The following is a 25,900-nucleotide window of genomic DNA, read 5'->3' on the forward strand; positions in this document are numbered from 1 at the left end:
CGAAGGCAAGGCTGCGCTGCCGACCGTGATCCTGCTCGCCACAGGCGGCACGATCGCGATGAAGCGGGATCCCCGGACCGGCACTGCCTTGCCGGCGTTGACCGGTGAGGACCTCCTGCGCGGCGTTCCGGAGCTGGGTCGCCTGGCCAGGATCGACGTCGTGGACTTCGCAAACGTGCCGTCTGACTACATGGACCCGCCGCGCTGGCAGCAACTGCGGACCGCGGTGCTGCACCAGCTGGCCCGGGAGGACGTGGCCGGCGTAGTGATCTCACATGGCACCGACACGCTGGAGGAAACGGCCTGGTTCCTCGATCTGACTGTTCGGAGCGACAAGCCCGTGGTGCTAGTGGGCGCCCAGCGCAATGCTTCGATGGCCGACTTCGATGGACCGCGCAACCTGCTTGACGCGGTGCGCGTGTGCCTCTCGCCACACGCGATCGATCGCGGAGTGCTGGTCGTTCTCAACGGCCAGATCAACGCGGCGCGTGAGGTCACCAAGACTCACACGTCCGATGTGGGCAGTTTCCAATCCGGCAGCTTCGGTCTTCTGGGAACGGTGGATGAAGACCGCGTGACATTCGCGCGGGCGCCCCTGCGACGTCTGCACCTGCCAGTGGCGGACAGCGCGCTGCCCCGGGTGGACATCGTGGCGATGCATGCCGGCGCGGATGGATGGCTGCTGACCGCCGCACAGGCGCTGGGTGCACAGGGCATCGTGGTGCAGGCCCTGGGCTATGGCAACGTCAACTCCGAAATGTTCGAGGCCATTCGCGAGGCCATTAAGGAGGGTGCGCTGGTGGTCGTCACGAGCCGCTCGGGCCAGGGACGCGTCCAGCCGGTATACGGGTTTGTCGGCGGAGGCCGGACGCTTCAAGGCCTGGGAGTGATCTTTGCCGACGATCTCAGCGCGCAAAAGGCGCGCATCCTGCTGATGCTCGCGCTTCAGGCGGGTCTCCCAGGCCCAGAGGTTCAGCGGCTGTTCGACCGATAGAAAGGACGCCGGACGTGAGGGCATTCGTGCCGCTCAACGCCAAATCACGAGTCACTTTGTCTCAAACGATTAGCCACCACTAGCGCCCCCGTCACCTCGGATGTATCTGCATCAAGATGCGGCAACATCGCTTTGAACACTGCGGTCTCGAGGCCACCGTCCACCCGCAAGTTGGGGGCCTTGGAAACCCAGAAAAACCATTGGGGTGCCGCATTTCTCAGACTTTGCACCATGACTCTGACATTCATGTACTGATGCTCCTGGATCACGGGCATCGATTGAGCCTCATTGCCGTGCGCCAGCAATTGCGCCAGGTCCAGCACATCACCTAACGTATTCTGAATTTGGTCCTCGCGCAGGGCCGGAACACCCAAGCGCCTCGTCAGCCCTTGGTCCGCAGCCAGCTCATTAACGGCGCTCACGGCATCGCTCCCGGTCTCATGCAATCGAAATAGAAGGGGGCCGATGCGATTCCAGCTCTTCACCAAATAGCTCAGGGCCTCGTCGAGGGCGTCATCAGGCAGCTTCCCAAGCAAATCCGCCACTAGATTCGTAACCTGCGGGCTAGTGGGGCCGCGCTCTAGATGGTAAAGGTGGTTGTTCTCGGCCGCCCGATTCAGCAGTGCACGAACTTGCTCCAAGAGCGTCAGTGTCACGGTCGATAGGCCCATGACCACCGTCTCGCGCAGGCGCGGACGCGCAGTGAGGAACTGGTAAGTGGCCTGAGCTGCCGTGGTCCCGGCGACAAGGCCCACCACTGCCTGCGCCGCTCCGATATGCGCTCGCCCCCGGATGATCGCCTCCGGAATGACACTTGGCACGCGCGGCGCTGGGGCGGCCCGGGAAGGACCGACGCTCGCCGAGCCGGCGGAAACAAATCCTGAACGGCGGGTATCAGCGGCTGGCGGCGGCACGGCACCGGGACGGCGAACGGCCTGAAAGATGGCATGCATATGGTCTGAGCCCGATGTTGCGAGCATGAAGAATGTGATGGAGCCGGATGAGTGGCGGACGGCTTGCGCCCGTTGGCGAGCTCACGGTTAACTTTGGTTAAACAACGGAAGTGCCGGGCCTCAGGGGCGTGCCACGCCCTACAGTTCCTCCGACGTCATGGCGATGGAGCACCCGTATCGGCACTCGTGCCGAAGTCTCAGCCGTGTGCGCAGCTCCATTCCATGCACAGGGAGAACAATCGATATGCAAACTTCAGAGCCCCATATGCAGCCCGGTGGCGACGGTACCGGCCTGCCTCTACGGGTCGAGCCGGGATGGCGCATCGGCATCCTTTATTCGCGCTCGGGGGCGACCAGCGTCACCGAGTCCGAGCACTTCTTTGGAACGACGCTTGCGATCGAGGAGATCAACGCCCGCGGCGGCGTCCTCGACCGGCCGCTCGTCCCGACGGTCTACGACCCGCGCGGCGATTCCGACGAATACCAGCGGCTCGCCAGCCGGCTGCTGATGACCGACGAGATCAACGTCATCTTCGGTTGCTCACGTTCCTCCAGCCGCAAGGCGGTGCTACCCGTGATCGAGCGGCACAATGCGCTGCTGTGGTACTGCTCGTTCTACGAGGGTTTTGAATACTCGCCCAATGTGATCTACACGGGAGCGGTGCCCAATCAGAACAGCGTGCAACTGGCAGCCTATCTGCTTCGGCATCGAGGCACCCGGCTGTTTCTGGTGGGCAATGACTACATCTACCCGCGGGAGTCCAATCGCATCATGCGCGAGGTCGTCGAGGACCATGGCGGCGAGATCCTCGACGAGGTGTATGTGCCGCTGGAGGCCGGCCGCGCGCAGCTCATGGACGTGCTGGAGGACATCGAGGTGGCGCAGCCGGATGTGATTTTCTCGACTTTGGTCGGTGATTCCGCGCGGGAGTTCTACGCGCTATATCGAGAGCGCGGCCTGGACCCCGCTCGCATGCCGATCGCCAGCCTGTCCATGGCGGAGCAGGAGATCCACATGGTGGGCCCGACCCTCTGCGAGGGCCACATCACGGCGGCGACCTACTTCGGCTCGCTCGCCAATGAGAGCAATCGCCATTTCACGCACCTGTGGCGAAAGCGATTCGGCGAGCGTCCCACCAGCACGTGGTCCGAAATGGCCTACACGCAAGTCCACCTCTTCGCGCGCGCCCTGGAGCGCACGGGTAGCCTGGAGCGCCATCGCTTGGTGGAGGCCGCGCACGCGTTCCCGTTCGATTCGCCTGAAGGCCGGGTGACTGTGGATGCCGACAACAACCACTGCGCGCTGACGCCGCGCATCGGCATCTGCCGCGGTGACGGCCAGTTCGACGTGATCTGGGAGAGCCCGGAGCCGATCAAGCCCGACCCCTATCTGTCCACCCTGGGTTTCTCCAATTTCTGGTTACGGTGAAGGGAGGACCATCTTGAGCTCGAGTCTTCGACGCCTCTACGAGGATCTGCGCAGGATCGACGTGGCGGTGGTGTATCCCGCTGGCGAGGATCGTGAGGTAATCGTGCGCCAGCTGGAGCGTATCGGTTGCCGCATCCGCGTCATTTGGCCCATGCCTGCCGAGGCGCCCGCGGGTGCCGACGTCATCCTGTTCCGTGTCTCGGAGGAACTGGAGGGAACCCCCTGGACGTCCGCGACGATCTCCGCCACCTTGATCGCCTTGTCGGACTACGAAAGCCCGACCACCCTCAAGGTGTTGCTCGATACCCAAGCCCATGGCGTCATCACCAAGCCGTTCCGATCCTTCGGCATCCTGAGCACGCTGGTCCTGGCGCGCTCGTCGCACAGTTTCCACAAACGCCAGCAGGGAAAGATCGAGAAGCTTGAAAGCACCATCAAATTGCGTAGGCAACTGGAGAAGGCGATCCGCACGCTCGTCGAACACCGCCAGATGACCGAACCGCAGGCTTACGAGCACATGCGCATGCGAGCGACCAGCCTGCGCATCACGGTGGCCGAGGTCGCCACCATGCTGATCGAAGCGCAGGAGGCGATGGACAAACTGGGCCTTTCATCTTCCGAGCGTTGAAGCCGGCACAGCGTCGTGAACACTTCAAGCGAAGTCGCTCTCCGCGGAAAATCGAGAGTGCACGCTCGGCGGCGACGCGACACGGCCCAACGCTATATCGTCGCCAACCCAGGACGCCGCACGCCTCAACGCCGGGGCCGCCATCGGCCGGCGTCCGAATGCCCATCGCATCTGGTTCACGGACCAGTCCGCGAAGGATCGCGCCGCCAGGCCGCCCCGGTTCGAGACCCAGTCACCTGCCTGAGTGGCAAATTGACTGGAGATCAGCTCGTCGTAGATCGTGCCCATGCCGACCAGAGCCGCCTCCAGGATCGCTTCGTGCGTGCAACCAAAGCTGAGCCGACGATGCAACGCGCTGGCTTGATCCTCGTAGCCCTCTGGAAACTGCCGGCCCATCGCCCTCTCAGCAGCACGGCCCGAGGCGGCCATCAGACCCTCCGAAATCATGAGCCCGCCCATGAGAGCCTGCGGAATGACTGCCGGAAGACGCAGGCAGAATTGCTTCAGGCCCGAGGGCAGCGCGCCGAAACTGCGGGCCATTCCCGCGCGCGTTGGCACAAGCGCCGCGATGAGCCCCTGGTCCGCGTGATCGCTCAGCCACTGATCGAGGCGGGCCGGCGTCTGCAGTAGAAGCCGCTCGTTGTACGTCGCTTCGTCTGCGTACAGCCCGTCAATGGGGAACCGGCCCGCATTGATGGAGCGAATTGCATTGAGCACGGCGCTGACAGGGCGTGACCCTGCGTCCGCGACCACATGCTGGCGCCCCGAACCGGCTATAGACACGCTCGCCCCCTGGGACGGATAGCTCAGTACTTGCAGCACAGGGATGCATTGCCTTACGAGGTCATGCACAAGCGTGAAGGCCGCCTCGTGCAGTCCTCGGGCCGCCCTCGAAGGCCGATCCCGGATGGACTTCGGCAGCGAACCTTCCGGACCGGCTGCAAGCGCGGGGACCAGCATTGCACCGGCCAGGGTGCCCACGCCCGTGTTCATCGTGACCGTCATCGCGCCGTTGAACAGGCCTCTTTGAGAGACGACCTTGGTCAGAAGAGGCGACAGCACCAGCGCATTCAGCGACAGTCCGCCCGTGTAGCCGAGGGCATTGCTGCCCAGCGCATTGAGAACGGTGAGGGTCACATCGTGGGCCAGGGCCGTGGACATGATCGACTCCAGCCTGGAGCGAGAGCTAACGCCGTGATCGACCAGCACCTGCAGAGTCTGTACCAGGCGGTCTCCTACATCCTCCGGGATCGAAGCGTCATAGCCAAGCAGTGCATGCAGATCCTGCATCGACAGGGCGTGCTCGGGGCCTGACGTCGCCGGTGCGCTGATCTCCGTGGACGAAGAAGCCCGAGGCGGCGACCCCATGACCTCAGCTCGTCGAGGCATGGTGGGGGCCACCGAGGTCGTTGACCTCGCGGCACGGATCGATTGACGTGCCGTCGCAGTGGTGTACGGCGACTGGGCACCAGCCAATGGAGACGACGCGTGGGTGACTTGCGTGAACATGGAACTCCTTCGGATACGGGTCAATGACACCGATGACGAAATCGGCAGCGATCGGACACGGCGCCGCCCGTCCGATCGCCGTGCGCTCGGTCAGCGGGCGCCTGGGGCGTACAGCCGCTCCTGATCCAGCGGCGAGTTCGGCGGTAGAGTTCCTCCAAGGCGCACGACGTACTGCTGGGTCAGATTGATGCCCATGCTGACTGCGCCACTGGCGAATCCGCCCTCTCCCGTTGACATCTCATTTCCAATCAGGATGCCCTCGGAATCTCGCTGCAAGGAGCCGTCCCAGAGCGCCTGGGTGTTGGCTTGCTCAAACGGACGATCCATCACGAATGCGCCATTGAGATGCGGATCCTGCCCCCAATTTTTGAACTCCATGGACGGCTGGCCCGACGCAATCAATTCCGCCAGTTTCCCCAGCTGAGCTCGCACGGTGTCAGAGCCATCTCCGGCAGCCTTGCGCAGGACGTCAACGAACTTCGCGAATTGGGCGTCGCCATCAAGGCTGGATGTCTGGTTCGCGTTGTCGCCCAGCTGATAACTCAGAAAAATCGTGCGCGAGGTAGCTTCCTCACTGGCGGCGGGCAAAACATAGATCTGCTGGAACGCTTCGTCCGACTGCACGTTCATCGGCATGCCCTGGCGTTCAAGTTCATCCAGCCGCATCCGGTCAACCTTGACCGCCAACTTGATGGCATTGACCAGATTCGCCCCTTTCAAACCAGCAGCCTTCTCCGGACTCATCAGCGGAAGTGAATCGGTCCGATAGCCCGTCAAATTCAAACTTCGCGCCGCGAAAGGGCCCGCAGTGAAGATCACATCCGTGAAGATCTGGCTTTGATCCTCGACACCATTTGCACTGAAGTGGACCTTATAACCGTCCTCTGTGCGGACGATGTTCGTGACCTCATGCCCGCAGCGGATCGCCTGCTGCGCCGCCAACGACGTCCTGCCTTGAGGAAGATCGTTGTCTTCAATCATCGCGTGCAGTACCGAGTTCGCGCCGCCCGGAAGGAATACGTGGTCTTCGAGCCGCTGATCGGCGAGAAACTTGAATTCCTCCAGGAAGCCGGTGGCCTCGTAGCCCTTGTAGCCCCCAACTCCGATGCCTACCGCCCCAAAGAGCCGCCATTGCTCCGGGTCCCACTCAATTTTTTGTTCCTGCAGTAGCGTCGCCATGCCGCTGCGAAAGCTGTGCGAATTGAAGCGCTGAAAATGGGCGTTCCGTAGTGCGTGGAGCGCCTGGGTGTCCCCCGCCGCGCGTGCTGCCCGCATCGGCCCGAACAAGGCTGCTTCAACGCGCTCGTAGCCCTCTTTCACGCTTCGAAGACCATCATGATTCGGCGCATCTCCGGGCTCGACCAAGATGACCTCGCCCCCCACCATCAGCGCGGTGCGTACAGTGGTCGGGTTGGGGAAATCCGCGATGGGAAGACCATAGTGTTGAATCAACGCGCCAAAGCTGTTGCCCGTGTGGCCAACGTCTGCATGCTTCACGTCATGGAAGCGCATGGCGCCCATTTCCATCGGCGTGGGGCTGTCCCGTCCACTCACGGACGGCTTGCGGACCGTGGCGAGACGTCCGCCAATGTGATCGGCCTGCTCCATCAACGTGCAGGGCACACCCATGCGGTTCAGACCGTCCAGAACCGTGATGCCGGTGGCCCCCCCGCCGACCACCAGAACACGCTGATGGCGAGCAATCTCTGGAGGAATATGCCCATAAACTCGTCCGGTCGCCTTGATGAAGCCCGCGTAATCATAGAAGTGGTCGATGGGCATTTTCATGCGCAAATGCGGAAAACGCGACGCGAGCAATTGCGTCTGTCCCGCCTGTTCGAACAGGGCCGCTAGCGTCTTTCGGGTGCGGGTGTTGCATCCATCCTTCAGCGACGCTGCGACTGAAGACGAGGTTCCGAGCAGCGAATGCTCGATCCATTGCGTCAATGCATGGCCTCTATTTCCCAGATCGTTTGAATTCGCGTCGACCAGCCGGTCTAGCAAGGTTGACTGCTCCATCTGACTCAGGCAGCGCCAGTGAAGGCTGCATTCAAGGTGTAGCTGATGAGCGGAACTTTCCGGAGCCGTCAAGGGCAGAGCTTGCAAGCTCCGGAAGATCGCGTTGATCAATGCGGGGCGTTGGACATCCCAATGTCCGATCGGTTCTGAGAAATAGCGCCCCAGGCTCTGAGGGTTCAGAAGCGGCATCTCGCGCCCAAGGGTTGAGACCCGGATCTTCTCCGCCCGTCCGCTACCAATCTGGCTCAGTCGCATCGCCCTATGACCGGCCGCCGACATGTAGCCGATGACATTCGCGCCTGCGCTCTTGTCGCGTCGCAACTCGGCCATCGCCTCCGCGGACTTGCTTACGTCGAATGGACCCGGAAATGCGGACCGGATCGATGCCTGGTTCCCTGCCGGAGCCTTGTCCGCGGCACTGCTGCGGATGACCGCCTGACCTCGAACCCCTTTGCTGCGAACGGGAGAACCGACTGCGGGGTGACTTGTGGTCGTTGGCACGATCGGGCTGGAGGTGCCGGCGCTCAATCCCGCTACGCCGAGGACGGAAACCGTCGGCTGCATGGAAGGCTGCGCTGATGAAACGCTGGATGACTGCATGGGACTCCCTGAAGAGGTTGGGAGAGACGGAAACCCCGGACTGATGCCGAGGCGCGGGCATGGTCCCCAGCGTGGTGCCGACGATGGCGGCATGCTTTGAACCATGACTGGTCTGTGACAGCGTGATGGACGCGGTTCCCGCTAGTGGAGTCCGGCGTCAGTGGCGTCCGCTATCGCTGCCGCAATCTGGTGCGGCGATGACGGGCCGCTCCTCGCTTGTCTCAGCAATCAGTGAGCGCGCCACGCCTAAGATGTGGCGCAGGCCCTCCTGCAGCTCGTCCGGTTCCAGGGTCATGAAGTCCTGCAGACGTTGCTCATGCATGCTCGGGGCGTTATTGGACGGGGGCGACATCAGCGCTTCCGCGACCAATCGCGGCAGTGCCGAGTTGCGCGCATCCAGCGAGGCGCACACCTGGGCCTGCAGCAGGTAGAAGACACGGGCAGACGCGTGACCCGCCACTCGTCTCTCGTACACCTCATCGACCCGGCACACCAGTGGGCGCTCCGAATAGATCGAGCAGTGATGCGTCCGAATGTCCAGATGGCGGCAGGTGCCATCCTCCAGTGCCATCGGTGACCCCGCCGGCAATTGCCGGCAGCAGGCGCCACAGGCCGTGCAGGGAAACGTCATGAAGACCTCTCGCAAAGCGTCATCGCGAGTTGATGGACGCCACCAGCTGCACCAGCCAGTCACCGATTGACTTGGGCAGTTCGGCGGCCTTGCTGCAGACGTTGCTCCACATGGATCTGAAATTTTCTGCGGCATGCGCCTTTTCCTGCGCCCTCCTTGTGTCGGTCGTGTTCACCAGCATAGGATTGCCATCGGAAGCCTTGGGGTCGTCGCGGTCCGTTTCAAGGAGGGGGGATTTGGTTCGTCGAGTCGTCGGCTGGCGGACGTGCCCATCACCCGCCAAGGGCGGGGGTGTCCCCGGCTGAGACGGAGAGGACGAGCGCCGCTCGTCTCCCAATGGCGCCGGAGCGGACGCGGTCGCGTCCATGGCGTTGCGACGAGGGGGCGTTGCTACTGGTGTAATGCGCATGATCAAGCTCCTTTCAATGCTTCGCAGACACTCTCGAGTGCCCCATCGATTCCACTTTCCCAATGGCCCTGCGGCGCGACCAGGCGCACCGTGCCGCTGGCCTGTTGGCGATCGACCTTCACCGGCCAAGGAAGGTCGGCCATGGCCATCACAGGGTCCAGGTCCTGGACGGCGACATGCAATTCACCTACGTCCGGACGGTCGGCGTGAGCAATGAGCTGGCGCACGCAGGCCTGGATACGTGAACCTTCTGGCGCCTGCGCAAGCAGCCGGGTCAGCGCCTGCGCGACCACCGTCGTGGCCCGCGTCTCGAGGCCATCCACGGCGGCGGTCCATGCCTTGTCCAGCGCGGCGCTGTAGGCGGCCATACGCTGCCACATCTCCAGCTCAAGTGCGGCCTCTCGCTGGTCCAGCGCTTCCTTCCGCTCGCGCCAATGCGCGTCGGCGGCCTCCACCGCACGTTGGCGGGCCGACTCCAACCGCGCGGCCGCTTCGTGGTCCGCCGCTTCGAGCAGGGCCTGCGAGCTCAGCACCGCCTGGCGGGCGCTGCGCTTGAGTACCGCGCCGTTCATCGCGACACCGACCGGCGTGGACCCACTCACGCTGCGCAGGCGGGAACCCGCCCAAAGGGAGAGGCTTGGCACTAGGTGTGCAGGCTTGTCGTCGTTCACCGCATGCGTCATGAAAGAGTCTCCTCGAGGTCGAGATGCGAGGCGCGCAACGCGGCGCGCCAAAGACGAGCGCACAGCGCCGCCCCGGACGACGTCAGCCCCTCGACACCCGACTCGGCAGCCAGCACCGCGTCCCTCTCACAGCGCAGTCGCAGCCGAGGCCAGGTCAATGGCGATAGGGGCGAGATCCAACCATGCAGCGCCTTTGCCGCCAGCGCCGACCACGTCGCCGTGGCGTGCCCCTCGGCGCTGCGCACCAAAGAGCGAGCTTGCTCAGGAGGAATCAGCGGGGCACGCGCGAGCGACCATCGAAGTTCGGATCGATCGGCGGTCACGCTGTCGTTCCGCAGCCGGCTCGAAGGGAATGCGGCGAACTGAAGCGCACGCCCCACCATTCGCAGGCAACGATCAAAATCTTCGCGGGACAGCGCCAGCAAACGCCAGCCGGGGTCGTCGGCGTTGACGCCGGACAGCAGCGCGGGAATGGGCGCCAACGGCAGGTCATAACACGCGCACCATCCTGCATAGTGCAAACGCAGCCAGTGCTCAGTGGCGCCAGCGGCGACGAAGCGGTCATGTCCCTGCGCTTCCCAGCTGCCATGCATCGCGTCCCAGGGACGATGCCATTGCAGCCATGCGGCGCGGGTCCAGTCCGCGGCTGAGTGGACGATGGTCATGGTCATGCTCCCAGCGGCGCCGGTTTTATCTGCGACGGCGCAGCGGGGCCCTTGCGCCCGGTGTCGGGAAGATCTGCCAAGGCGTCCTGCCCCTGCGCATCCCACGGCCCGCCGGCCTCTCCATCTTCGCCCCCCTCAGACGCGTCGTCGGCGTCATTCACCAGCAGGGCGTCGCGCCGCCCCTTCGCCGCGCGGACCAGAAATGCGGCCCCGCCGGCCAGTGCTGCCACGAGCACCAGGATCAGGGTGATCCAACCACCCGTGTAACTGGGCGCCGGCGCGAGACGTCTGGGTAGGACGTCCGCGACCACGAAGATCACCGACACCCGATCCACCGCCTGGCTTCCCATTCCGGGGATGCTGCGTGCCACCAGTTGACGCACGCGCAGGGTGATGACGTCTGGATCGAGTCCAGGCAAGTGCTTGATGAAGACCGCCGCGGACGGAGGCTGCAGGGGCTCGCCCGGCGCCACCTTCTCGGGCAGCACCACGTGCACCCGCGCGATGACGACGCCATCGATCTCGGCCAGCGTGGCCTCCAGTTCCTGCGACAGGGCGTAGACATAACGCGCCCGCTCTTCCATGGGGCTGGAGATCAGGCCCTCCTTGCGGAATACGTCGCCCATGCGCGCCGAAGCGCGGTGCGGCAGGCCGCTGGCCTGCAGGACCTGCGTGGCACGAGGGAGGTCGCTGGGAGCAACGCTGACGGTCACGCCTTCCTTCGTCGTGCGCTTCTCCGCGTCGATGCCGTCCTGGCGCAATGCCGTGATCACGCGGTTCGCCTCCTGGTCAGTCAAGCCCGTGTGCATGTCCACGGATTCCTTGCAACCCACGACCAGCAGCAAGGCCATGGTCATCGCCAGCGCGCGCAACAGGCCGGCGCCTCCTGACAGGGCGATGGTCATTGCAACCTCGTCAGGCTGTCGGCCGCCTGCGCGGTCTTGGAAATGACCTTCACGGCCAGGCCATGATCCAGATAAAGGTCGGACAGCTTGCGCTGCACCGCCAGCCCCTCCACCGGATCGCCTGTGCGGGAAGCCCGCGCAAGTGTCTCGAAGTAAGCGGCTTCCCGTTGGCGCAGCCCATCCCCGACGTCGCGCAGCCATTGGCCCAGCGGCTTGCCGGAAGACGCTTCCGCGCCAGCCGCAGCCTGTGTGGACGCGGCGGGTTCCTGGAGCCATTGCTCGAACTGCGCCGCATCCTGTTGGGTTTGAGCGTCTTGCGACGGCAATGCGCCGTTCCCCGAGTCAGTCTCGGGAGAGGGATTCAGCGAAGAGACAGTGAAGGGGTTCATGCGGGCTCCTGACAGGCAGATCCATCTCGCGATGCGTGCGATAACAGCCGCAGCGCGCAAATCTCGCGCGCCGCGGCCTGCGCCGCCAGGAAGGCGGCGCCCACAGAGTGCAGATCAGCGTGGAGAGACGATCGGGGGGGGTTCGATGCGGTTGGTCGTGTTGGCAATCATGTCGGCCTCCTTGACCTCCAGCTGAAGCTCACCCTGGTGGATTTGCGCGGCGCTGGTGGCAATGCCGATCCCCGAGGTGGCAATGACTGCCGCGCCGGAGCCCCACATGGCGGCGTTCGACGCGCCGTTGATCAGCGCGGCGGTCATACCTGGCCTCCCACGGCCTTGGGGCCGCCTTGGGACACATGCACCGAATTCATCACCCCTTGGATGATCTGCGAATCCACGCTGGTCTGATACCGAAGCTTTGCCGCCTGAATCTCTTCAGTATCGTTGGGGCCGATCTGAAGTTTTTCGTTCAACGTTGCCGGCGATGGAAGATCACTATTTTTTGAATCGGTGACTGCTGTTGTCATGGATATCTCCTGATAAAGAGTGGGATTTATTGAACCGGGTTCAATTTGCCTGGTTGGCCAACCAGTCCGTTGATGTTCTTGATCGCAGCATCTGATGTCATGGAAGCCATTTGCTGGTCCACGTTGTATTTCAGCATTTCCAATGAGAAATCCCGTGTTTGCTGCGCCATGCCCTTCATTTCGTCTATATACCCATCCGTTGTAACTGCCATTTGATTACCTCCAATCGGTTTGAGAGAGGCTCAACATCGTCTTGCCCGTCGGTTTGTGCTCGAACAATACTCAGCTCGTCGGCACCGCCCCAGGGGCCCGGGCGAGTGCCTGTCCGTAATCGACGCACGCGTTGATCAGAGTGAACTCGCGTTGCTTGTCCATCCCCTTGTCCGCCTGCTTTTGCTGTGCAACGCTGACCCCGATGGTCGTCCCTACGGAAGCCAGGGATGCAGCAATCACTGCGGCTGCAAAAAACATAAAACCTCCTGCGTTTGCATTGACCCCATCTGTTAAAAGCCGTTCAGATTTCCACCTTGATGGGCTTGGGGAGATATTGATCCTCGCCACTATCCGCGTCACCACGCATTTCCTCGCGGTTGTACTTGAACGAATTGTTGGCTTTCGGATCGCTGTTCCAGCGCATCATGTCGTCGCCGACGAGCTGGGACGCCATCGGCCTCATGACGTCGTCAATACTGCTTGGCATCGCATTCCTTTCAGAAGACGGTTGGGGACATTCCACAGGTTCTGCTGATACCTGCCTGATTGGGTGTCAGCGCCCTCCCATTTGTTCCATCAATATGCTGCGTACCAGTGCGCGATACGTGAAGACGCAAGTTCACAAAGGCCCACGCCCGTCATCCGCCTCGATCGCGTGGACGTCCTCCAGCCGCCGCTCCCCGGCGCGGATCTCCGCCACCACGCGGTACACCGCCGCGACGGCCTTGAGCGCCAAACGCGGCACGGGCTGCCACTCACGGCCGGTACGGAAGAGCAGCCGCGCCAGCTGCGGCGAACGGATGATCGGAATGTCGTTGGCACGGGCGATCTGGCGCATCAGTGCCGCGGTCTCGTCGGCGCCTTTCGCCAGAACGACTGGCAGCGGATATTTCGACGGGTCATAAAGGAGCGCCACTGCGTAATGGGTGGGATTGGTCACCACGGCGTTGGCTCTGCGCGTGCTCTCGGTCAGCTCACCGCCGAGCACGTCGCGGCGGAACTCATTGCGCTTTGAACGCACGTGCGGATCCCCAAGCTGGTCCTTCTGCTCCCGCTTGACCTCCTCCTCGGACATCATCAGCGACTTCATGTGCGATCGGCGCCGCAACCACCAGTCCACGGCCACGCAAGCGATGATCGGGATCAAGGACAGGCGCTCGCACAGCAGCAGCATGTCCAGCACCACCTGCACCCCCTGGATCAGCGTGCCATCGGCAAGATGCATCAGGCTGTCCAGCGACATCAACACGCCCAGCCCCCCGCAACCAAAGATCAGGGCGACCTTGACGATGTCCATGCCCAGTTTGCCCAGCTGCTCGGCGGAGAACCATTGCTTGACGTGCTGCACCGGATCCAGCCGATCGAACTTCAGGAATCCACCGGTCGCAACGACCACGCCGGTCTGCAGCAGATTGCCGGCCAGGCCGAGCACCACGGCCGCCATCAGCAGCCCCAGCGACAGGGTCAAGCCGAGCCCGCCAAGCGGCACCAGCAGGTCCTTCGCGGTGAGCGCCTGCGGGGAGGTGGCGCCCAGCCGCTCGATGTAGCTGCCCATGACCTCCACCGCCTGCGACAACCAAAGGTTGCTGCTGCCCATGACGAGTTCGAAACTCCCGATGGCCGCCAGGAAGTGCGGGATGGAGGGCGTCTGTGCGACCTGGCCCTGCTCGCGGGCTTCATCGATGCGTTTCTGGCTTGGTGGCTTGTTTTTCTCGGACATGGGAGATTTGGCGACAGCTCACTGCAACGTCTCAATGCGCGGGGACAAGCAGACGCTCCATTCGCTGCGTCTCCTGTTCGATGACCTGACGTGTGTAGTCCTCACCGTGATCCAGCAGCCGCGTCAGATAGACGATCAACACCAGGAGCGCTGCCAGGCTCTTGATCGGGAAGGCCGCGAAGTAGGTCTGCAGCTGGGGCGCGAAGATGCCCATCAGCGAGAACACCATGTCCACCAGCAATACGATCGCGAGCATGGGGGCGGCAAACAGCAGGGCCTTCGTGAGGAATTCCCCAAAGCGTTGGGCCGTGACGTCCATGGCCAGCATCCGCAGGTCCGGCATCAGCTCCAGCACGGGCCAGGCTTCGAAGCTGAAGAGCAGCAGGCCATACAGGGCGGCGAGTGCGCCGCTCATCGCCAGCATCACGAGCAGCGCCTGCAGCAATGCAGCACCCAGGACGGAATCGCCCGCCGTCGAGAACGGCGTGACCTGCTGGCCGGCGTTTGCGCCTCGCTGGTTGTCCGTCAATGCCCCCACGGCTTCAATCGCCCAGAACGGTGTGGCCAGCATCAGACCGAGCATCAAGCCGAGCACGCACTCCTTGAGCACCAGGGGCGGCAAGGCAATGGCCTGCGACGACTGCAGCTTCCAATACACGCCCAGGGACACGGGCGCGCCCAGGCCCAAGGCGATTCCTACCTTGAGCAGCCGGGGAAAGACGCGCGATGGAAAGATCGGCAAGACCGCCAGGCAAACGAACAGGCGTGGCAATCCAAGCGTGGCGGCCTTGATGGCCGCGTCCGCGAATTCGATCAGCCCGGAGGACTGCACGATGCTCATGCCCGCCCGGCTCAGAGGTAGGAATCCAGCAGCGCGCGCAGCAGCTTGCCCCAGCCATCGACGGCAACGAACAAGAACAGCTTGAGCGGCAGCGAGATCGTCATTGGCGACACCATCTGCATCCCCAATGCGAGCAGCACGTTAGACACCAGGAGGTCGATGACCAGAAACGGGATGTAGATGAGAAAGCCCATCTCGAAACCGGCCTGGATCTCCGAAATCATGAAGGCCGGCACGACGATGAAGAAATCATCGGCGCTCGCGCGGTCCCCCTGCTCCTTGGGCCAAAGCCGGCGAGCCTTGTCGAGAAAAACCTCGCGATCCTCGGTCTTGCTGTACTTCAGCATGAACGTCCGCAAAGGATCGACGGTGCGCGAGACAGTCTGCGTCAAATCGCCGTGCGAGCGTTCCTGCAACGCCTGGCTGACCGCGCCAGTCATGGCGTGCAGCGTCGGGGCCATGACGAAGGCAGCCATCATCATTGCCATCCCATACACCGCGATACTTGGCGGCACCTGCTGAACACCGATCGCATTGCGCGTGATCAGCAGCACGATCACGATCTTGAGAAACGCTGTGGTGGACACGATGATCAAGGGCAGCAGCGACAACGCCGCCAGGAGCAGCGTGATGCTCAGGCTGTCGAACTGTGCGGTCAACGCGCGCTCCCCCATCGTGTGAGGCACACGGCCAGCCGGCCATCCAGGTCCACGAGTTCACCCTCCCCGAGCTTCACGCCGCCCGAGCAGACGTGGACCTGCGGCGGCAATGCGGCGTCGATCGGCAACACGGCGCCAGGCCCGAGGTTCCGCAAATCGTTCAGGCTCAGCACCAGTTCGCCCAGCTCGAACCGCAGACGCACCGGCAAGGTGTCGAGCGCATCGGTCCGTGCAGGCTGTGAGCCGCCGGTCCCCGGTGATTCAATGGCGAGAGACTCCGCCATCCGTGCCTCGTCGGGTTCCGACAGCCCGGAGGGCAGATCGGCCTCTTGGAAGGCGGTCGCGGGATCGAGATTCATGGAGCTTTCCAGGTTGTAGGGCTCGGTGTCCGCGCAGTGGGTGACCCGCCACGTATTCCGGTTCCCGAGATGGAGGTCGCCCATCGCCCACCGTGAGCCTAGCCACACCCGCCCCGAGCCTTTCTCGTCGATCAGGGGGTGTTCGACCACGATCGTGTCCCCGATCTCCAAGCCGCGCGCGTCTCCCGCCGTCAGCACCGTGCTGCCGATCACCAGGGGCTGGCGCATGCGCCAGGCATCCGGCAACGGCGCCGCCTCAGCTGCGACGGACCGCCACGCGGCCCGATCGAACATCGCCCGCAAGGCCGGTGACCGCCCCCGCAGGCGCAGCGGCAGCCGCATGCATTCGTCCTCCAGCTGGAGCGAGACCTCCAGCGTCCCGTGTCCTGCAGTGTCTGCACCCTGCGTTCTGCCCGTGGTTCCTGAAGCCGGGTGAGAACCTGCGCGCTCCCATCGCGTCCTTTCGGACCCGAACAGCCACGCCAAGTCCGCGCGCAGCCCGTCCATCCCTAGATCACGCAGGTCGAGCTCGCCCGCGGCCTGCTCGGCTCCTAGGTCGATCGCCGTCAGCACACGCAACAGGGAGCGCGCCGGCGAGAGGCGGACCGGACCGGCCTGGGTCTCGATCACGAGGGCATCCTCGGACCAGGCGCCCGGCGCCTCCACGATCGTCCGCGTGCGCAGCCGCAGCAGCCCCCCGCCCGCCTGCAGTGACGCCTCCCGCCCCGGCGCCAGACGTGTCGCCAGTGCAGCCCTGGCACCATCGACGCGCCGCAACTGCAGGGCGCGGCGCGGCGCGATGGCCTGTGCAGCGGACAGCATGCCCGCCTTCGATTCGGTCTCAGGGCTCTGCATCGTGTTTCCTCTCGACCGCGACGCGATCACAACAGCCTCAGTTCGACATCCCCGCCCGATTCGCGGCGGACCAGATGCTGCAGCTGCAGCTGCCTGGCGCGCAAGGCGGAAGCCGTTGCCGGTCGCGAGGCCTGCAGCTCCACATCGGCCCGTCCGCCGCTGATGGACACACGCCCCTGCAGCGGACCGAGACGAAGCGAATCCACCGAGAACTCAAGCTCCAGGACGCCCTGTCCAGCGCTGGGCACGGCGGCGGCTTCAGTGACCCAGGAACCGACCAGCTCGGCGGCGGCGTCCACGTTGGCGTCGGCGCCCAATCGCGCAACGCCTGGAGGCGCCTCGGACAGGGCCCGGGCGAAATCGGCCCCTTCGCCTGCGACATCACGCGGCGCGCCCCCAGTATGGGTGAGGCTGCACGCCCCGGCGGCCGCGTCGCTCCACGTAGCCTCCCCGGCAGCGCCACCGTCCCGCTGCGACTGGACCTCGAAAGTCCGATCGGTTCCCGGACGCTCCCGACCTCGCGGATGCTCCCCTCCCAGCATCCCCGGGGCGACGGCCCATGGGTGCTGAGGGCCATGCGACTCCGCGGTCGTCGCGCGCGGGGATGTCAGCGTGTCCTGCGGTCTCATCGTGATCCTGGGGGCTTGGCCCCGTGTTCGATCAACGCCTTGAGACGCTCGACGTCGAATCGCAGTTCCCGCCATTGCGCCCGCGTGTCGGCGCACATCCCCCGTTGACGTTCGGTGGATGCGCAGGCGGCGCTCAGCGCTTCCTGTGCGTCCTCGACGATGCGCTTGGCCCGCGTGCGGTCCACACGCCACTGCGTGATGCCGGAACGTCCGCCCGTGCTGCGGGCGACCAGCGCGTCATCGGCCGCCTGCGCGGCCTGCTCGCTGCGCTGGCGTCCCTCGGTAAGCGCCTCGCCGGCCTGCTCCTCCTCGACCAGACGCGCATCCAGGGCGCGGTCCTCCCGGCTCACGGCCGCCTCGGCCAGTCGAAGTCGCACATCGCGCACCTTCGCGAGCTTGTCCAGCACGGGTCGCGACCATTTCATCGCCCGCCTCGCCCGGCCGCGTACCGCCGCGCGACCCGCGCCAACTGGTCCACGGTGTCGTCGAATGCCGACGACTGGCCCATCGCCTGGCAGCGGAACGCCAGCAGGTCCTCATGGGCGGCAATGGCGAGGTCGGTCTCGGCATCGGCGCCGGGTTTGACCTCCCCGAGCCGGATCAGCAGTTCCATGTCCTCATACCGTGACATCAACTGGCGAGCGCGGACCGAAGCCTCGCGATGCCCGTCCTCCACAATGTCATGCATCAGCCGGCTCAGGCTCTCCAGCACATTGACTGCGGGATAAATGCCTTTCTCGCCCAAGGCAGCGCTCAGCACGATGTGCCCATCCACGAGCGAGCGCACTTCATCGGCGATCGGATCGTCGCGCACGGCGCCTTCGGCCAGCACCATGTAAAGCGCCGAAATCGATCCCTGCCGGGTATTGCCCGCGCGCTCGACAAGGCGAGGCAGCTCGGCATAGACGGAGGCCGGCAGCCCCGTGCGGCCAGTGGGTTCGCCAGCGGCGATGCTGATCTCGCGCACCGCACGCACATAGCGCGTCAGCGAATCGACCAGCAGCAACACGTCCCTGCCCTGCGCGCGAAACCCCTCGGCAATGGCCGTTGCGGTGTAGGCCGCGCGCATGCGCTCGCCGGCGGAACGGTCCGAGGTCGCCCCCACGATCACGACGCGTTCCCGCAGCCCCGGCTGCTCCAGCATCGCGGCCATCTCCGCCAATTCCCGGCCCCGCTCGCCTATCAGGGCGTACACCACCACGTCGCAATCCACCGCCGCGCCGATGGCCTTCATCAGCGTGGTCTTCCCACACCCGGGACCGGCGAAGACCCCCATGCGCTGGCCGCGACCGAGCGTCAGGAGGCCGTCGATGACCCGCACGCCGGTGCTCAACGCCTCGGTCACGGGAAGCCGATCAAAGACGGCGGGCGCGGTCGCTCGCACGGGCACCTCCACCGCCTCCCGATCAACCGGACCCACGGCCGAGAGCGGCTGGCCGAAACCGTCGAGCAGGTGCCCCAACAGGTGCTGGCCCACGCACATGGCTTGCGGTCGGCCCTGCGGCCACACAGGCATGCCGGGCCCCACGCCCTCGGTCGATCCGAAGGGTGAGAGCATCGCCTGGTGCTCGCTGAAGCCGATCACTTCGGCCGCCAGCAGGGCCCCGCTCCCTGGCAGGGGGCCGATGCGGCAGAGCTCGCCAACGCGGACCTGAGGCAGGGTGGCCTGCACCAGCGGCCCTGTCACCTTGACCACGCTGCCACTGGCGCGGACCAGCGAGGCGGTTTCCACGGCGTTGTATTGACGCGCGAGTACGTCGCAAAGCGCCGCGCGTTCCGCCAGCACGGGGGGATCAGGCCAGGAGGTCATAGGGTCACCTCGATGCGTCGCTTGCCGGTGAAGATGGCCTTGCCGACCTCGACCGAGGCTAGGCGGTACCCCTGGACCACGTCACCCACTGCGATCCGGTCGCCAGCATCGGTCACCACTGTCGCTTCCTTTCCATTGATGATTTCAATGACCTTGAAGGGCAGCAGCTCCGCCAACGGCAGCAGCGCCACCTCAATGCCGAATTCGGGCTTGCGCTGGTCCATGAAGCGCATCAGGAAGCGCTCGAAGCGTTGCTGCTCTTCGGGATCCAGGCTGCCGCGAATGCTCCAGCGGTCCTCGTCAAACTTCAGGTCGAGCCGATCCGTGAGTTCGCGCTCGGCCAGCCCATGCGTGAATTCCTCTGCGAGCTCGGCGCTGGACAAGGCCGCTGCGGCGGCTTGCGCCCCGGACGCCGCAACAGCCGCCAGGGCCGGTACGAGGTCCCCCGCGGGCGTGGACGGCCGCGGAGCCGCGCTGCCCCAGGCCGCCGACACGAACCACGCCGCCAGCGGCACCAGCGCGATGGCGAACACCCCGGCGGCCAGACGCGAATTCATTCCGGGGTAGGCCGTACGGAGCGCCGTGGTGCCGGCGGGCGACGTCGCCGGCTGCGGGGCGGCCGCCCGGGCCCGCTTCTGCGTGCGGATGGCGCCCGCAGCCGCGGGCCCGTCGGCCGGCACCTTCCCAGGCCGCTTCAGCGGCGGTACTTCGGCCCAGTCATCCTCGGCGGCCTGGAGCACGATCCAGATGTCCCCCAGACCGACCGGCACGCCGCGCATCAGTGGCACGGCACCGGCGATCGGCTGCCGCCGCACGTCCAGGACGGCCCCCTCGAGCGGCTCGATGAGCCAGAGGCCACCTTGCCGGACGATCCGGCAATGGCGGCCGGACAGGCCAGGATCGACCAGGGCGATGTCAGCGTCCTGCGCAGGCCCGACGACCAGTTCATCCAGCGCTTCGTCGAGATCCAGCACGGCCTCCCGATGCAGGCCCGACAGGACACGTAGTTGCATGGCTGTCATCCCTTCACTCCTGTGGTGGCCACGAGGCGCGGCGTGATGATGAACAGGCGCTGACGGCTCTGGCTCTCCTGGCGCGTGCCGGTGAAGAGCCGCCCGATCAGCGGAATCTTCGACAACCCGGGAACCGAAGCGTCGCTGCTCGTGGTGCTGTCCGTGTTGTAGCCGCCGATCACCAGCGACTGCCGGTCGGGCAAGGTGGCCTGGGTACTGATCGTGCTGCGCTGCACTTCAGGCGTGTCGGCGCTCGTGGCGGCCGACATCACCTTGCCATCCTCGATGTCGACCGTCAGGCTGACCTTGTTCCCACGCTTTTCACGCACGACCCGTGGCGTGACGCGCAGCAGCATGCCGGCGGTTACCGGTTCGATGTTGGCCACGCGTTCGCCGGTGGCGCGGATATAGACCGTCTGGCTCAGGTCCAGCACGGCCACGAGGTTTTCCAGGGTCAGCACGCTCGGCTTGGCCAGTACCTTGGCTTGACCCTCGCGCTCCATCAGGTGCAGGCGCGAAAAGAACGAATTGACATTCGAGACGACCAGCGAGCTGCCACCAGCGAGCGGCGCCGCGAGCACTCCCGCCGGATCGATGATGGCGCGAACGTCCCCACCGCCCCCGTCGAGTCCGAAACCCAGCTCAGCCACACGATCGCGATTCACGTCGATGATGTAGGCCTCGATCTCGACCAGCTGCTGAGGGACGTCGATGGCGTCGACGAGCCGCTGGTAGTACGCACGCTTCCTGGCCAGGTCGTAGATCACCAGGGAATTGGTCCGCACATCCCCCTCGACGCCGACGCCGCGACCGCTGCCACTCCCGCGGGACGTATTGGTGCGCTGCGGCAGGCTGCTGCCGGTCGCCATGCCCGAGGACCCCTCGGACGATCCGCCCGTGCCGCTGTTCATCGACGGCATCGGAACGCCCGACCGACTGCTAGCCAAATCATTGAGGAAACCGCCAGAACCCGTCAACGCTCGTCCGCCACCGCCACCGGCCGCCGTTCCACTCAACATGCTCTTGAGCATGGACGCCGCACCGGGCGTCACCACGCTCTGGTTGCGGATGGTGACCGTGCGATCGTCCACGGTCGCGTTCTTCAGGCGGAACACCATGGCCTCGTAGTCATCGGCCCGGTCCCGGGTGGAGACCATCTCCCGGACAAGTCGTACATACTCGCGCGGACCGGTCACGATCACCGCCGAGCTCTCGGGCAGCTCGCCCCATCCGAAACGGGTCTCCAGAAGGCCCACGCCGGTCAAGGCCGTCTTGGCATCGACCATCGCTTCGCGGGGCATCTCCAGCCGCTCACTGACCATGTCGGCACCCGGACTCACATACAACACGCGGTTGTGCACAAACCATTGGAAGCGCCAGGTACCGGCCATTCGATCCAGAAACTCTGCAGCAGTCCCGCCCTTGACCGAACCGGTGACCAGCTCGGTCATGACGCTCGCCCCGCGCAGTTCTACGCCGTGGCTGCGCGAAAAGTCCTCCAGTACCTTGCTGAGCGGCACGCCTTGCGCGTTGTAGGCATAGCCCGATTCCTTCCACTTGGCCGGCGTTGTAGCCAGGGAGGTGCCGGCCAGTGCCAGACCCGCCGCGAGGACGCCCAGGCACCGGATTGGCAAAGGGCTCAATGCAGCCAGGATCCGGCGGCCATTCATGGGATCGTCCTCCTGTGCTCATTCGGCAAGGCACTTCGCGAAGGAGTTGATCCCTCCGCCTCGACGCCGTTGTCGGCGGCCGAATGGAAAGTGGTCACTGTATGGATGGACGATGTGTCGTCGACTTCGCCGCCCTGCCCTTGGGCAGACTCATGTGGGCGCACATGGGGAGGTACGACTCCGGGTTCTCTGGCTGGGGCCTCCTGCGCACGTTTCCGCTCCCGCGCCGGCTCTGCCTGCCGGATGATCAGGACGTCATCCACCTGTGAAGCGTTTGACTTGCGGTTCGGACTGGCGCTCGATCCGAAGGGAATGTAGGCAACCTCGAAGAACGCGCCCGGCTGTTGCAAGCTCTTCTCAATGGCCTGCAGCAGCGTCAGATCGCAAGGCTGGCGCGTGACCCCGAGATAGCCCTGCCATTGATCCCCACAACGCTCGAAGAGAACCTGAGGCGATCCATGCACGTCCAGGAAGATGATGGGGCCGCGATGCGACTGGATGCGCTGCACCAACTCATTGCCAGTGATCGAGAGCCGGCGCGGTGCGCGCGCTGAGCGCGCTGGCGCCGTACCGCTGCTCGTCCGGATAGCGCGTGAAAATGGATCTCGTCGTCCCAAGAGCTGCTGAAACGTCGACGTCCTCGTTTTCACAGCCTCATCGAGCTGATTCGCGAGGGCAAACAGGCCGCTGCTCATCTCCGGAAGTGTGGCGGACGGCGCCGCGGGGGTTGAGGGAGAGTCCACGCCCGCCCGGTGGTGCTGCGGCCACGTCGATAGCCCGCCGGGTGTAGCCGAGATCGCTGGAAATTTCATGATGATGCTCCTCAATGCGAATGGGCGGTGCAGCCTCAGGCGCGCGGGAAGTAGGTGGATCGAGCGCGCACCCAGTTCCGTCCCGTCAGCGAGAAAGCGTTCCGGCGGCGGGCACGCGGATGCGCCGACCGCGCGGATCGGACACGAGCAGCGCGCTCAGCGCACACCGTCGCGCTCTCATGCCAGCTCCAGCGGGCGTTCGATCGTGCCCCGCACGGACACGGTCACCTCGGGGCTGAGTTCCCCGACCGAGAGCACGACAACGTCTGGCAGGTCGGGCTCCAGCAGTGTGCGCAGAAATCGCCGCAGGTCCTGCGCGCAAGCAATCACCGAGGCCATGCGCCGGTCTTGCTGGGAGGACAAGGTCTCGCGGATCGCGTCAACCACCACGCTGGACTCCTGCGGACTCAATGACAGGAAGCTGCCCGCCGCGCCCTGGCGCACACTCTGCGTCAGCAGGTCTTCCAGGTCGGGATCCAGCACGAACACCTCCAGCCGTCCACGCGTGGCCAGTTCGTGGCAGATCTGCTCGCGCAGCGCATGCCGCACGAACTCGGTCAGGACCGCTGCATCGCGTTCTCTCTGGCCGACGTCGGACAAGGTCTCCATGATCAACCGCATATTGCGGATCGACACGCCTTCGCGCAGCAGGCGCTGGGTCACCTCTGCGACCTTGGCGGTGGTCAAGGATTTCTGGACCTCCTTGGCGAGCTCCGGCATCCATCCCTCCATCCAGCCCATGTACTTCTGTGCCGTCTGGACGCCGGTGAAGCGCGGTCCATAGCGCATCAGCTTTCGCTTGATCCGATCGCGCAGGCACGACACCCAGTTGAGAGAGACCTGACGCAGTTCCTCGTGGTCAGCCAGCTCTGCAGGCTCGAACCACACGATCGACGTCCCCGCCGGTCCTGCGCCCTCTTCCACCGTGGATGACAACACTGCCGCCTGGGATGCATGACGGCCCGTCACCGCGACACGCTCCGGCTTGAAAGGCATGCGCATCACGGGGACCTCATAGACACGCAGCTCCAGCACATCACCGGGCAATGAAGGGTCGAACTGGAAGTTGAACGCAGGCAGCGACATGCCGAGTCCACGAACCAGTTCGTTGCGGGCCTCGGCCACCTCCGCGCACAAGCCCTTGACCGGCGGCTGGTCCTGCGTCCCGTCGGGAAACACCACCAACAGCGGCTCCATCTGGGTGAACTCATGCACGATCGTGGCATCGGCGGCTTGGGTGCTGCCGCTCGCCGAAGCGGTCACCTGCGTCGTGTCCCGTGCGGCAGAACGACGCTGCGCCGCCAGTGCCAGCGCACCCGCAGCCACGGCAAGCACCGCGAAGACGACCGACGGCATGCCGGGGATGAGCGCGAAAAGCACCATCACCGTGGCCAAGCCCCAGAGGGCCCGGGGGTAAGCCCCCATCTGCGACAGCAGATCATCCCCAAAGCCGCGCGGCGCCGCATTCTTGTCGGCGGTCTTGTTGACGGCATCCACGCGTGTCACGAGGATGGCCGCGGTCAGGCAGGTCAGCAGCGCCGGGATCTGGGCCACGAGACCGTCACCGACCGTCTGCACGGAGTAATGCGCGATGGCCTGCTTGGCGGACATCCCATGCACAAGGATGCCGGTGCTCAACCCGCCGATCAGGTTGATCATCACGATCACCATCCCTGCGATCGCATCGCCCTTCACGAACTTCATGGCCCCATCCATCGCGCCCAGCAACTGGCTCTCGGTGCTGAGGTAATTGCGCTGCCGCTTGGCTTCCGCCTGGTCGATCAGGTTGGAGCGCAGCTCGTTCTCGATGGCCAGCTGCTTGGCGGGCATTGCGTCCAGGCAGAAACGTGCCGACACCTCGGCCACGCGCTCCGCGCCCTTGGTCACGACGAGGAATTGCACGACGGTCACGATGGTGAAGATGACCAGCCCCACGACGATGTCGCCGCGCACAACGAAGTTGCCGAAGGTGTCGACGATGGAGCCTGCGTGCCCGTCCAGCAGGATCAGACGGGTCGTCGCCACGCTGATGCCCAGGCGGAACAAGGTCGACAGCAGGAGCACCACCGGGAATGTGGAGAAGGCAGTCAGGCTGCTGACATAGAGCGACAGCGAGATCAGCAACGCGGAGATGAAGAGGTTGATGGCGATCAGCGCGTCCATGACCGGCGCGGGCACCGGCAAAACCAGGAGGAAGATCACCCCGACGACCGCCAGCGCCAGCACGGCTTCAACGCGCGAAGGCACCTTGCGCAGCAGCCCCATCAGGAGCGCACCGGCGCGTGGCGACGCAAGGGCCCGCGTGTTCACAGCAGGCCTCCACGGCGACGGTCGGCGCTGCGTAGCGCGGCCCGGGCCCGGGAGAGGCGGGATCTCACCGTGCCCACCGGAATGCTGAGCTGGGACGCTGCCTGCTCGTAGGTGAGATGCTGATCGAGCACCAGGTCGAGAACGCGGCGGGTGTCGCTAGGCAGGCGCTCGGCGGCACGCTCCAGGTGAGCAAGCGCCTGCTGGCGCTCAATGGTTTCCAGCGGATCCTGCGCCGTCTCGAGGTCTCGACTCTCTTCGGCCACCTCATCCTCGAGAAAAGGGCGCTGCGCGTTTCGCTTGTAATGTCCCCGCACCAGATTCACGGCGATACCGAACAGCCATGTCTCTGGTCGCGATGCGCCCTGGAACCGATCCAGACAGCGCAGGGCTTCCAGGTAGGTGTCCTGGATCAGATCCTCGACGTCATCGGCGTTCGAAACTCGCCGCCGGATGAAGTGGCGCAGGCGACGGCCATGCTGCTGGACCAGCCCTTCCAGGTCGGTCGAGGTAAGCAGGGGGTGATGGCAATGGAGGGCGACGGTCTCTATGGACATGGGGGCTCCGTGAGCGGACCTCGACATGAGGCCCACGTCACTTCGCAATCCCTGTGCCACCGGAATGAATGGTCGGAAACATCGATTTCATCGTTGTTCCCGACCGTCCCGGCG

Annotated in this window: 28 protein-coding genes; 3 read left to right on the forward strand and 25 right to left on the reverse strand. The window is 64.8% G+C overall.

Annotated features, from left to right (window positions below; genetic code table 11):
• Positions 1 to 25 precede the first annotated feature (25 nt).
• Positions 26 to 994, forward strand: coding sequence for an asparaginase (locus BMY53_RS06100; RefSeq protein WP_255370052.1), 969 nt, complete (start codon positions 26 to 28; stop codon positions 992 to 994).
• A 44-nt stretch (positions 995 to 1,038) separates the two neighbouring features.
• On the opposite strand, the gene BMY53_RS06105 is transcribed toward BMY53_RS06100, so the two are convergent.
• The gene (locus tag BMY53_RS06105; RefSeq protein ID WP_143073939.1) at positions 1,039 to 1,947 is read right to left on the reverse strand and encodes a hypothetical protein; all 909 of its coding nucleotides are present in this window, start codon (positions 1,945 to 1,947) and stop codon (positions 1,039 to 1,041) included.
• A gap of 265 nt (positions 1,948 to 2,212) precedes the next feature.
• On the opposite strand from BMY53_RS06105, the gene BMY53_RS06110 reads away from it, so the two are divergent.
• Positions 2,213 to 3,376: a transporter substrate-binding domain-containing protein gene (locus BMY53_RS06110; protein ID WP_255370075.1), complete on the forward strand. Its 1,164-nt coding sequence runs from the start codon at positions 2,213 to 2,215 to the stop codon at positions 3,374 to 3,376.
• Between the two features lie 13 nt (positions 3,377 to 3,389).
• Positions 3,390 to 4,004 carry an ANTAR domain-containing response regulator gene (locus BMY53_RS06115; RefSeq protein ID WP_177200753.1) on the forward strand — a complete coding sequence of 205 codons (615 nt, stop codon included), beginning with the start codon at positions 3,390 to 3,392 and terminating at the stop codon, positions 4,002 to 4,004.
• Positions 4,005 to 4,028: 24 nt separating this feature from the next.
• Here the strand turns inward: BMY53_RS06115 and BMY53_RS06120 are convergent, their stop codons facing one another.
• The 24 genes from BMY53_RS06120 to BMY53_RS06220 all read right to left on the reverse strand — a co-directional run bounded on the left by BMY53_RS06120 (position 4,029) and on the right by BMY53_RS06220 (position 25,786).
• Positions 4,029 to 5,513, reverse strand: coding sequence for a hypothetical protein (locus BMY53_RS06120; protein ID WP_143073940.1), 1,485 nt, complete (start codon positions 5,511 to 5,513; stop codon positions 4,029 to 4,031).
• 90 nt (positions 5,514 to 5,603) lie between these two features.
• The gene (locus BMY53_RS06125; RefSeq protein WP_177200754.1) at positions 5,604 to 8,132 is read right to left on the reverse strand and encodes a flavin monoamine oxidase family protein; all 2,529 of its coding nucleotides are present in this window, start codon (positions 8,130 to 8,132) and stop codon (positions 5,604 to 5,606) included.
• Positions 8,133 to 8,289: 157 nt separating this feature from the next.
• Entirely contained in the window at positions 8,290 to 8,763 is a 474-nt protein-coding gene (locus tag BMY53_RS06130) for a YkgJ family cysteine cluster protein (RefSeq protein ID WP_177200755.1), read from the reverse strand.
• Positions 8,764 to 9,174: 411 nt separating this feature from the next.
• Positions 9,175 to 9,855, reverse strand: coding sequence for an HrpE/YscL family type III secretion apparatus protein (locus BMY53_RS06135; protein WP_092944685.1), 681 nt, complete (start codon positions 9,853 to 9,855; stop codon positions 9,175 to 9,177).
• Positions 9,852 to 10,520, reverse strand: coding sequence for a hypothetical protein (locus tag BMY53_RS06140; protein WP_143073941.1), 669 nt, complete (start codon positions 10,518 to 10,520; stop codon positions 9,852 to 9,854). Before BMY53_RS06140 ends, BMY53_RS06135 begins: the two co-directional genes overlap by 4 nt.
• Before the next feature lie 2 nt (positions 10,521 to 10,522).
• Positions 10,523 to 11,425, reverse strand: coding sequence for a type III secretion system inner membrane ring lipoprotein SctJ (gene sctJ, locus BMY53_RS06145; RefSeq protein ID WP_092944689.1), 903 nt, complete (start codon positions 11,423 to 11,425; stop codon positions 10,523 to 10,525).
• Entirely contained in the window at positions 11,422 to 11,814 is a 393-nt protein-coding gene (locus BMY53_RS06150; protein ID WP_092944691.1) for an EscI/YscI/HrpB family type III secretion system inner rod protein, read from the reverse strand. The genes sctJ and BMY53_RS06150 overlap by 4 nt, the downstream gene beginning before the upstream one ends.
• 114 nt (positions 11,815 to 11,928) lie before the next feature.
• Complete coding sequence (locus BMY53_RS06155; protein WP_092944693.1) at positions 11,929 to 12,132, reverse strand: hypothetical protein; 204 nt, start codon at positions 12,130 to 12,132, stop codon at positions 11,929 to 11,931.
• On the reverse strand, positions 12,129 to 12,341 hold the full coding sequence (locus BMY53_RS25360; protein WP_143073942.1) for a hypothetical protein: 213 nt from the start codon (positions 12,339 to 12,341) through the stop codon (positions 12,129 to 12,131). Before BMY53_RS25360 ends, BMY53_RS06155 begins: the two co-directional genes overlap by 4 nt.
• 26 nt (positions 12,342 to 12,367) lie before the next feature.
• Entirely contained in the window at positions 12,368 to 12,553 is a 186-nt protein-coding gene (locus BMY53_RS25365; RefSeq protein ID WP_143073943.1) for a hypothetical protein, read from the reverse strand.
• A 70-nt stretch (positions 12,554 to 12,623) separates the two neighbouring features.
• On the reverse strand, positions 12,624 to 12,812 hold the full coding sequence (locus BMY53_RS06160; RefSeq protein WP_092944695.1) for a hypothetical protein: 189 nt from the start codon (positions 12,810 to 12,812) through the stop codon (positions 12,624 to 12,626).
• Positions 12,813 to 12,855: 43 nt separating this feature from the next.
• The gene (locus tag BMY53_RS25370) at positions 12,856 to 13,008 is read right to left on the reverse strand and encodes a hypothetical protein (RefSeq protein WP_218151185.1); all 153 of its coding nucleotides are present in this window, start codon (positions 13,006 to 13,008) and stop codon (positions 12,856 to 12,858) included.
• Positions 13,009 to 13,173: 165 nt separating this feature from the next.
• Positions 13,174 to 14,274: an EscU/YscU/HrcU family type III secretion system export apparatus switch protein gene (locus BMY53_RS06165; protein WP_092944697.1), complete on the reverse strand. Its 1,101-nt coding sequence runs from the start codon at positions 14,272 to 14,274 to the stop codon at positions 13,174 to 13,176.
• A 31-nt stretch (positions 14,275 to 14,305) separates the two neighbouring features.
• A complete protein-coding gene (gene sctT / locus BMY53_RS06170; RefSeq protein ID WP_092944699.1) occupies positions 14,306 to 15,115 on the reverse strand; it encodes a type III secretion system export apparatus subunit SctT in 810 nt (269 codons plus the stop codon).
• An 11-nt stretch (positions 15,116 to 15,126) separates the two neighbouring features.
• Entirely contained in the window at positions 15,127 to 15,774 is a 648-nt protein-coding gene (gene sctR / locus BMY53_RS06175; protein ID WP_255370053.1) for a type III secretion system export apparatus subunit SctR, read from the reverse strand.
• Entirely contained in the window at positions 15,771 to 16,988 is a 1,218-nt protein-coding gene (locus BMY53_RS06180) for a FliM/FliN family flagellar motor switch protein (protein WP_092944702.1), read from the reverse strand. Before BMY53_RS06180 ends, sctR begins: the two co-directional genes overlap by 4 nt.
• A 26-nt stretch (positions 16,989 to 17,014) precedes the next feature.
• Complete coding sequence (locus BMY53_RS06185; RefSeq protein WP_092944704.1) at positions 17,015 to 17,305, reverse strand: flagellar hook-length control protein FliK; 291 nt, start codon at positions 17,303 to 17,305, stop codon at positions 17,015 to 17,017.
• Between the two features lie 308 nt (positions 17,306 to 17,613).
• The gene (locus BMY53_RS06190) at positions 17,614 to 18,042 is read right to left on the reverse strand and encodes a hypothetical protein (protein ID WP_143073945.1); all 429 of its coding nucleotides are present in this window, start codon (positions 18,040 to 18,042) and stop codon (positions 17,614 to 17,616) included.
• The gene (locus BMY53_RS06195) at positions 18,039 to 19,427 is read right to left on the reverse strand and encodes a FliI/YscN family ATPase (protein WP_092944708.1); all 1,389 of its coding nucleotides are present in this window, start codon (positions 19,425 to 19,427) and stop codon (positions 18,039 to 18,041) included. Before BMY53_RS06195 ends, BMY53_RS06190 begins: the two co-directional genes overlap by 4 nt.
• Positions 19,424 to 20,440 (reverse strand): FHA domain-containing protein, encoded by a 1,017-nt coding sequence (locus BMY53_RS06200; RefSeq protein WP_143073946.1) that lies wholly within the window; start codon positions 20,438 to 20,440, stop codon positions 19,424 to 19,426. The genes BMY53_RS06195 and BMY53_RS06200 overlap by 4 nt, the downstream gene beginning before the upstream one ends.
• A 5-nt stretch (positions 20,441 to 20,445) precedes the next feature.
• The gene (sctC, locus tag BMY53_RS06205; RefSeq protein ID WP_092944712.1) at positions 20,446 to 22,110 is read right to left on the reverse strand and encodes a type III secretion system outer membrane ring subunit SctC; all 1,665 of its coding nucleotides are present in this window, start codon (positions 22,108 to 22,110) and stop codon (positions 20,446 to 20,448) included.
• A complete protein-coding gene (locus BMY53_RS25375) occupies positions 22,107 to 22,805 on the reverse strand; it encodes a hypothetical protein (RefSeq protein WP_143073947.1) in 699 nt (232 codons plus the stop codon). Before BMY53_RS25375 ends, sctC begins: the two co-directional genes overlap by 4 nt.
• Before the next feature lie 294 nt (positions 22,806 to 23,099).
• Entirely contained in the window at positions 23,100 to 25,232 is a 2,133-nt protein-coding gene (sctV, locus tag BMY53_RS06215; protein WP_092944716.1) for a type III secretion system export apparatus subunit SctV, read from the reverse strand.
• Positions 25,229 to 25,786, reverse strand: a complete 558-nt coding sequence (locus BMY53_RS06220; RefSeq protein WP_092945151.1) for an RNA polymerase sigma factor — start codon at positions 25,784 to 25,786, stop codon at positions 25,229 to 25,231. The genes sctV and BMY53_RS06220 overlap by 4 nt, the downstream gene beginning before the upstream one ends.
• Positions 25,787 to 25,900: the final 114 nt, after the last annotated feature.

The organism is Roseateles sp. YR242 (assembly GCF_900109745.1).
Classification (GTDB): Bacteria; Pseudomonadota; Gammaproteobacteria; order Burkholderiales; family Burkholderiaceae_C; genus Roseateles.

What these genes read in the sequence shown, in the direction of transcription:
- BMY53_RS06105 (WP_143073939.1), bottom strand. Translation starts at nt 1,947, where the DNA reads ATGCATGCCATCTTTCAGGCCGTTCGCCGTCCCGGTGCCGTGCCGCCG.
- BMY53_RS06110 (WP_255370075.1), top strand. Translation starts at nt 2,213, where the DNA reads ATGCAGCCCGGTGGCGACGGTACCGGCCTGCCTCTACGGGTCGAGCCG.
- BMY53_RS06120 (WP_143073940.1), bottom strand. Translation starts at nt 5,513, where the DNA reads ATGTTCACGCAAGTCACCCACGCGTCGTCTCCATTGGCTGGTGCCCAG.
- BMY53_RS06125 (WP_177200754.1), bottom strand. Translation starts at nt 8,132, where the DNA reads ATGCAGTCATCCAGCGTTTCATCAGCGCAGCCTTCCATGCAGCCGACG.
- BMY53_RS06130 (WP_177200755.1), bottom strand. Translation starts at nt 8,763, where the DNA reads ATGACGTTTCCCTGCACGGCCTGTGGCGCCTGCTGCCGGCAATTGCCG.
- BMY53_RS06135 (WP_092944685.1), bottom strand. Translation starts at nt 9,855, where the DNA reads ATGACGCATGCGGTGAACGACGACAAGCCTGCACACCTAGTGCCAAGC.
- BMY53_RS06140 (WP_143073941.1), bottom strand. Translation starts at nt 10,520, where the DNA reads ATGACCATCGTCCACTCAGCCGCGGACTGGACCCGCGCCGCATGGCTG.
- sctJ (WP_092944689.1), bottom strand. Translation starts at nt 11,425, where the DNA reads ATGACCATCGCCCTGTCAGGAGGCGCCGGCCTGTTGCGCGCGCTGGCG.
- BMY53_RS06150 (WP_092944691.1), bottom strand. Translation starts at nt 11,814, where the DNA reads ATGAACCCCTTCACTGTCTCTTCGCTGAATCCCTCTCCCGAGACTGAC.
- BMY53_RS06155 (WP_092944693.1), bottom strand. Translation starts at nt 12,132, where the DNA reads ATGACCGCCGCGCTGATCAACGGCGCGTCGAACGCCGCCATGTGGGGC.
- BMY53_RS25360 (WP_143073942.1), bottom strand. Translation starts at nt 12,341, where the DNA reads ATGACAACAGCAGTCACCGATTCAAAAAATAGTGATCTTCCATCGCCG.
- BMY53_RS25365 (WP_143073943.1), bottom strand. Translation starts at nt 12,553, where the DNA reads ATGGCAGTTACAACGGATGGGTATATAGACGAAATGAAGGGCATGGCG.
- BMY53_RS06160 (WP_092944695.1), bottom strand. Translation starts at nt 12,812, where the DNA reads ATGTTTTTTGCAGCCGCAGTGATTGCTGCATCCCTGGCTTCCGTAGGG.
- BMY53_RS25370 (WP_218151185.1), bottom strand. Translation starts at nt 13,008, where the DNA reads ATGGCGTCCCAGCTCGTCGGCGACGACATGATGCGCTGGAACAGCGAT.
- BMY53_RS06165 (WP_092944697.1), bottom strand. Translation starts at nt 14,274, where the DNA reads ATGTCCGAGAAAAACAAGCCACCAAGCCAGAAACGCATCGATGAAGCC.
- sctT (WP_092944699.1), bottom strand. Translation starts at nt 15,115, where the DNA reads ATGAGCATCGTGCAGTCCTCCGGGCTGATCGAATTCGCGGACGCGGCC.
- BMY53_RS06180 (WP_092944702.1), bottom strand. Translation starts at nt 16,988, where the DNA reads ATGCAGAGCCCTGAGACCGAATCGAAGGCGGGCATGCTGTCCGCTGCA.
- BMY53_RS06190 (WP_143073945.1), bottom strand. Translation starts at nt 18,042, where the DNA reads ATGAAATGGTCGCGACCCGTGCTGGACAAGCTCGCGAAGGTGCGCGAT.
- BMY53_RS06195 (WP_092944708.1), bottom strand. Translation starts at nt 19,427, where the DNA reads ATGACCTCCTGGCCTGATCCCCCCGTGCTGGCGGAACGCGCGGCGCTT.
- BMY53_RS06200 (WP_143073946.1), bottom strand. Translation starts at nt 20,440, where the DNA reads ATGCAACTACGTGTCCTGTCGGGCCTGCATCGGGAGGCCGTGCTGGAT.
- sctC (WP_092944712.1), bottom strand. Translation starts at nt 22,110, where the DNA reads ATGAATGGCCGCCGGATCCTGGCTGCATTGAGCCCTTTGCCAATCCGG.
- BMY53_RS25375 (WP_143073947.1), bottom strand. Translation starts at nt 22,805, where the DNA reads ATGAGCAGCGGCCTGTTTGCCCTCGCGAATCAGCTCGATGAGGCTGTG.
- BMY53_RS06220 (WP_092945151.1), bottom strand. Translation starts at nt 25,786, where the DNA reads ATGTCCATAGAGACCGTCGCCCTCCATTGCCATCACCCCCTGCTTACC.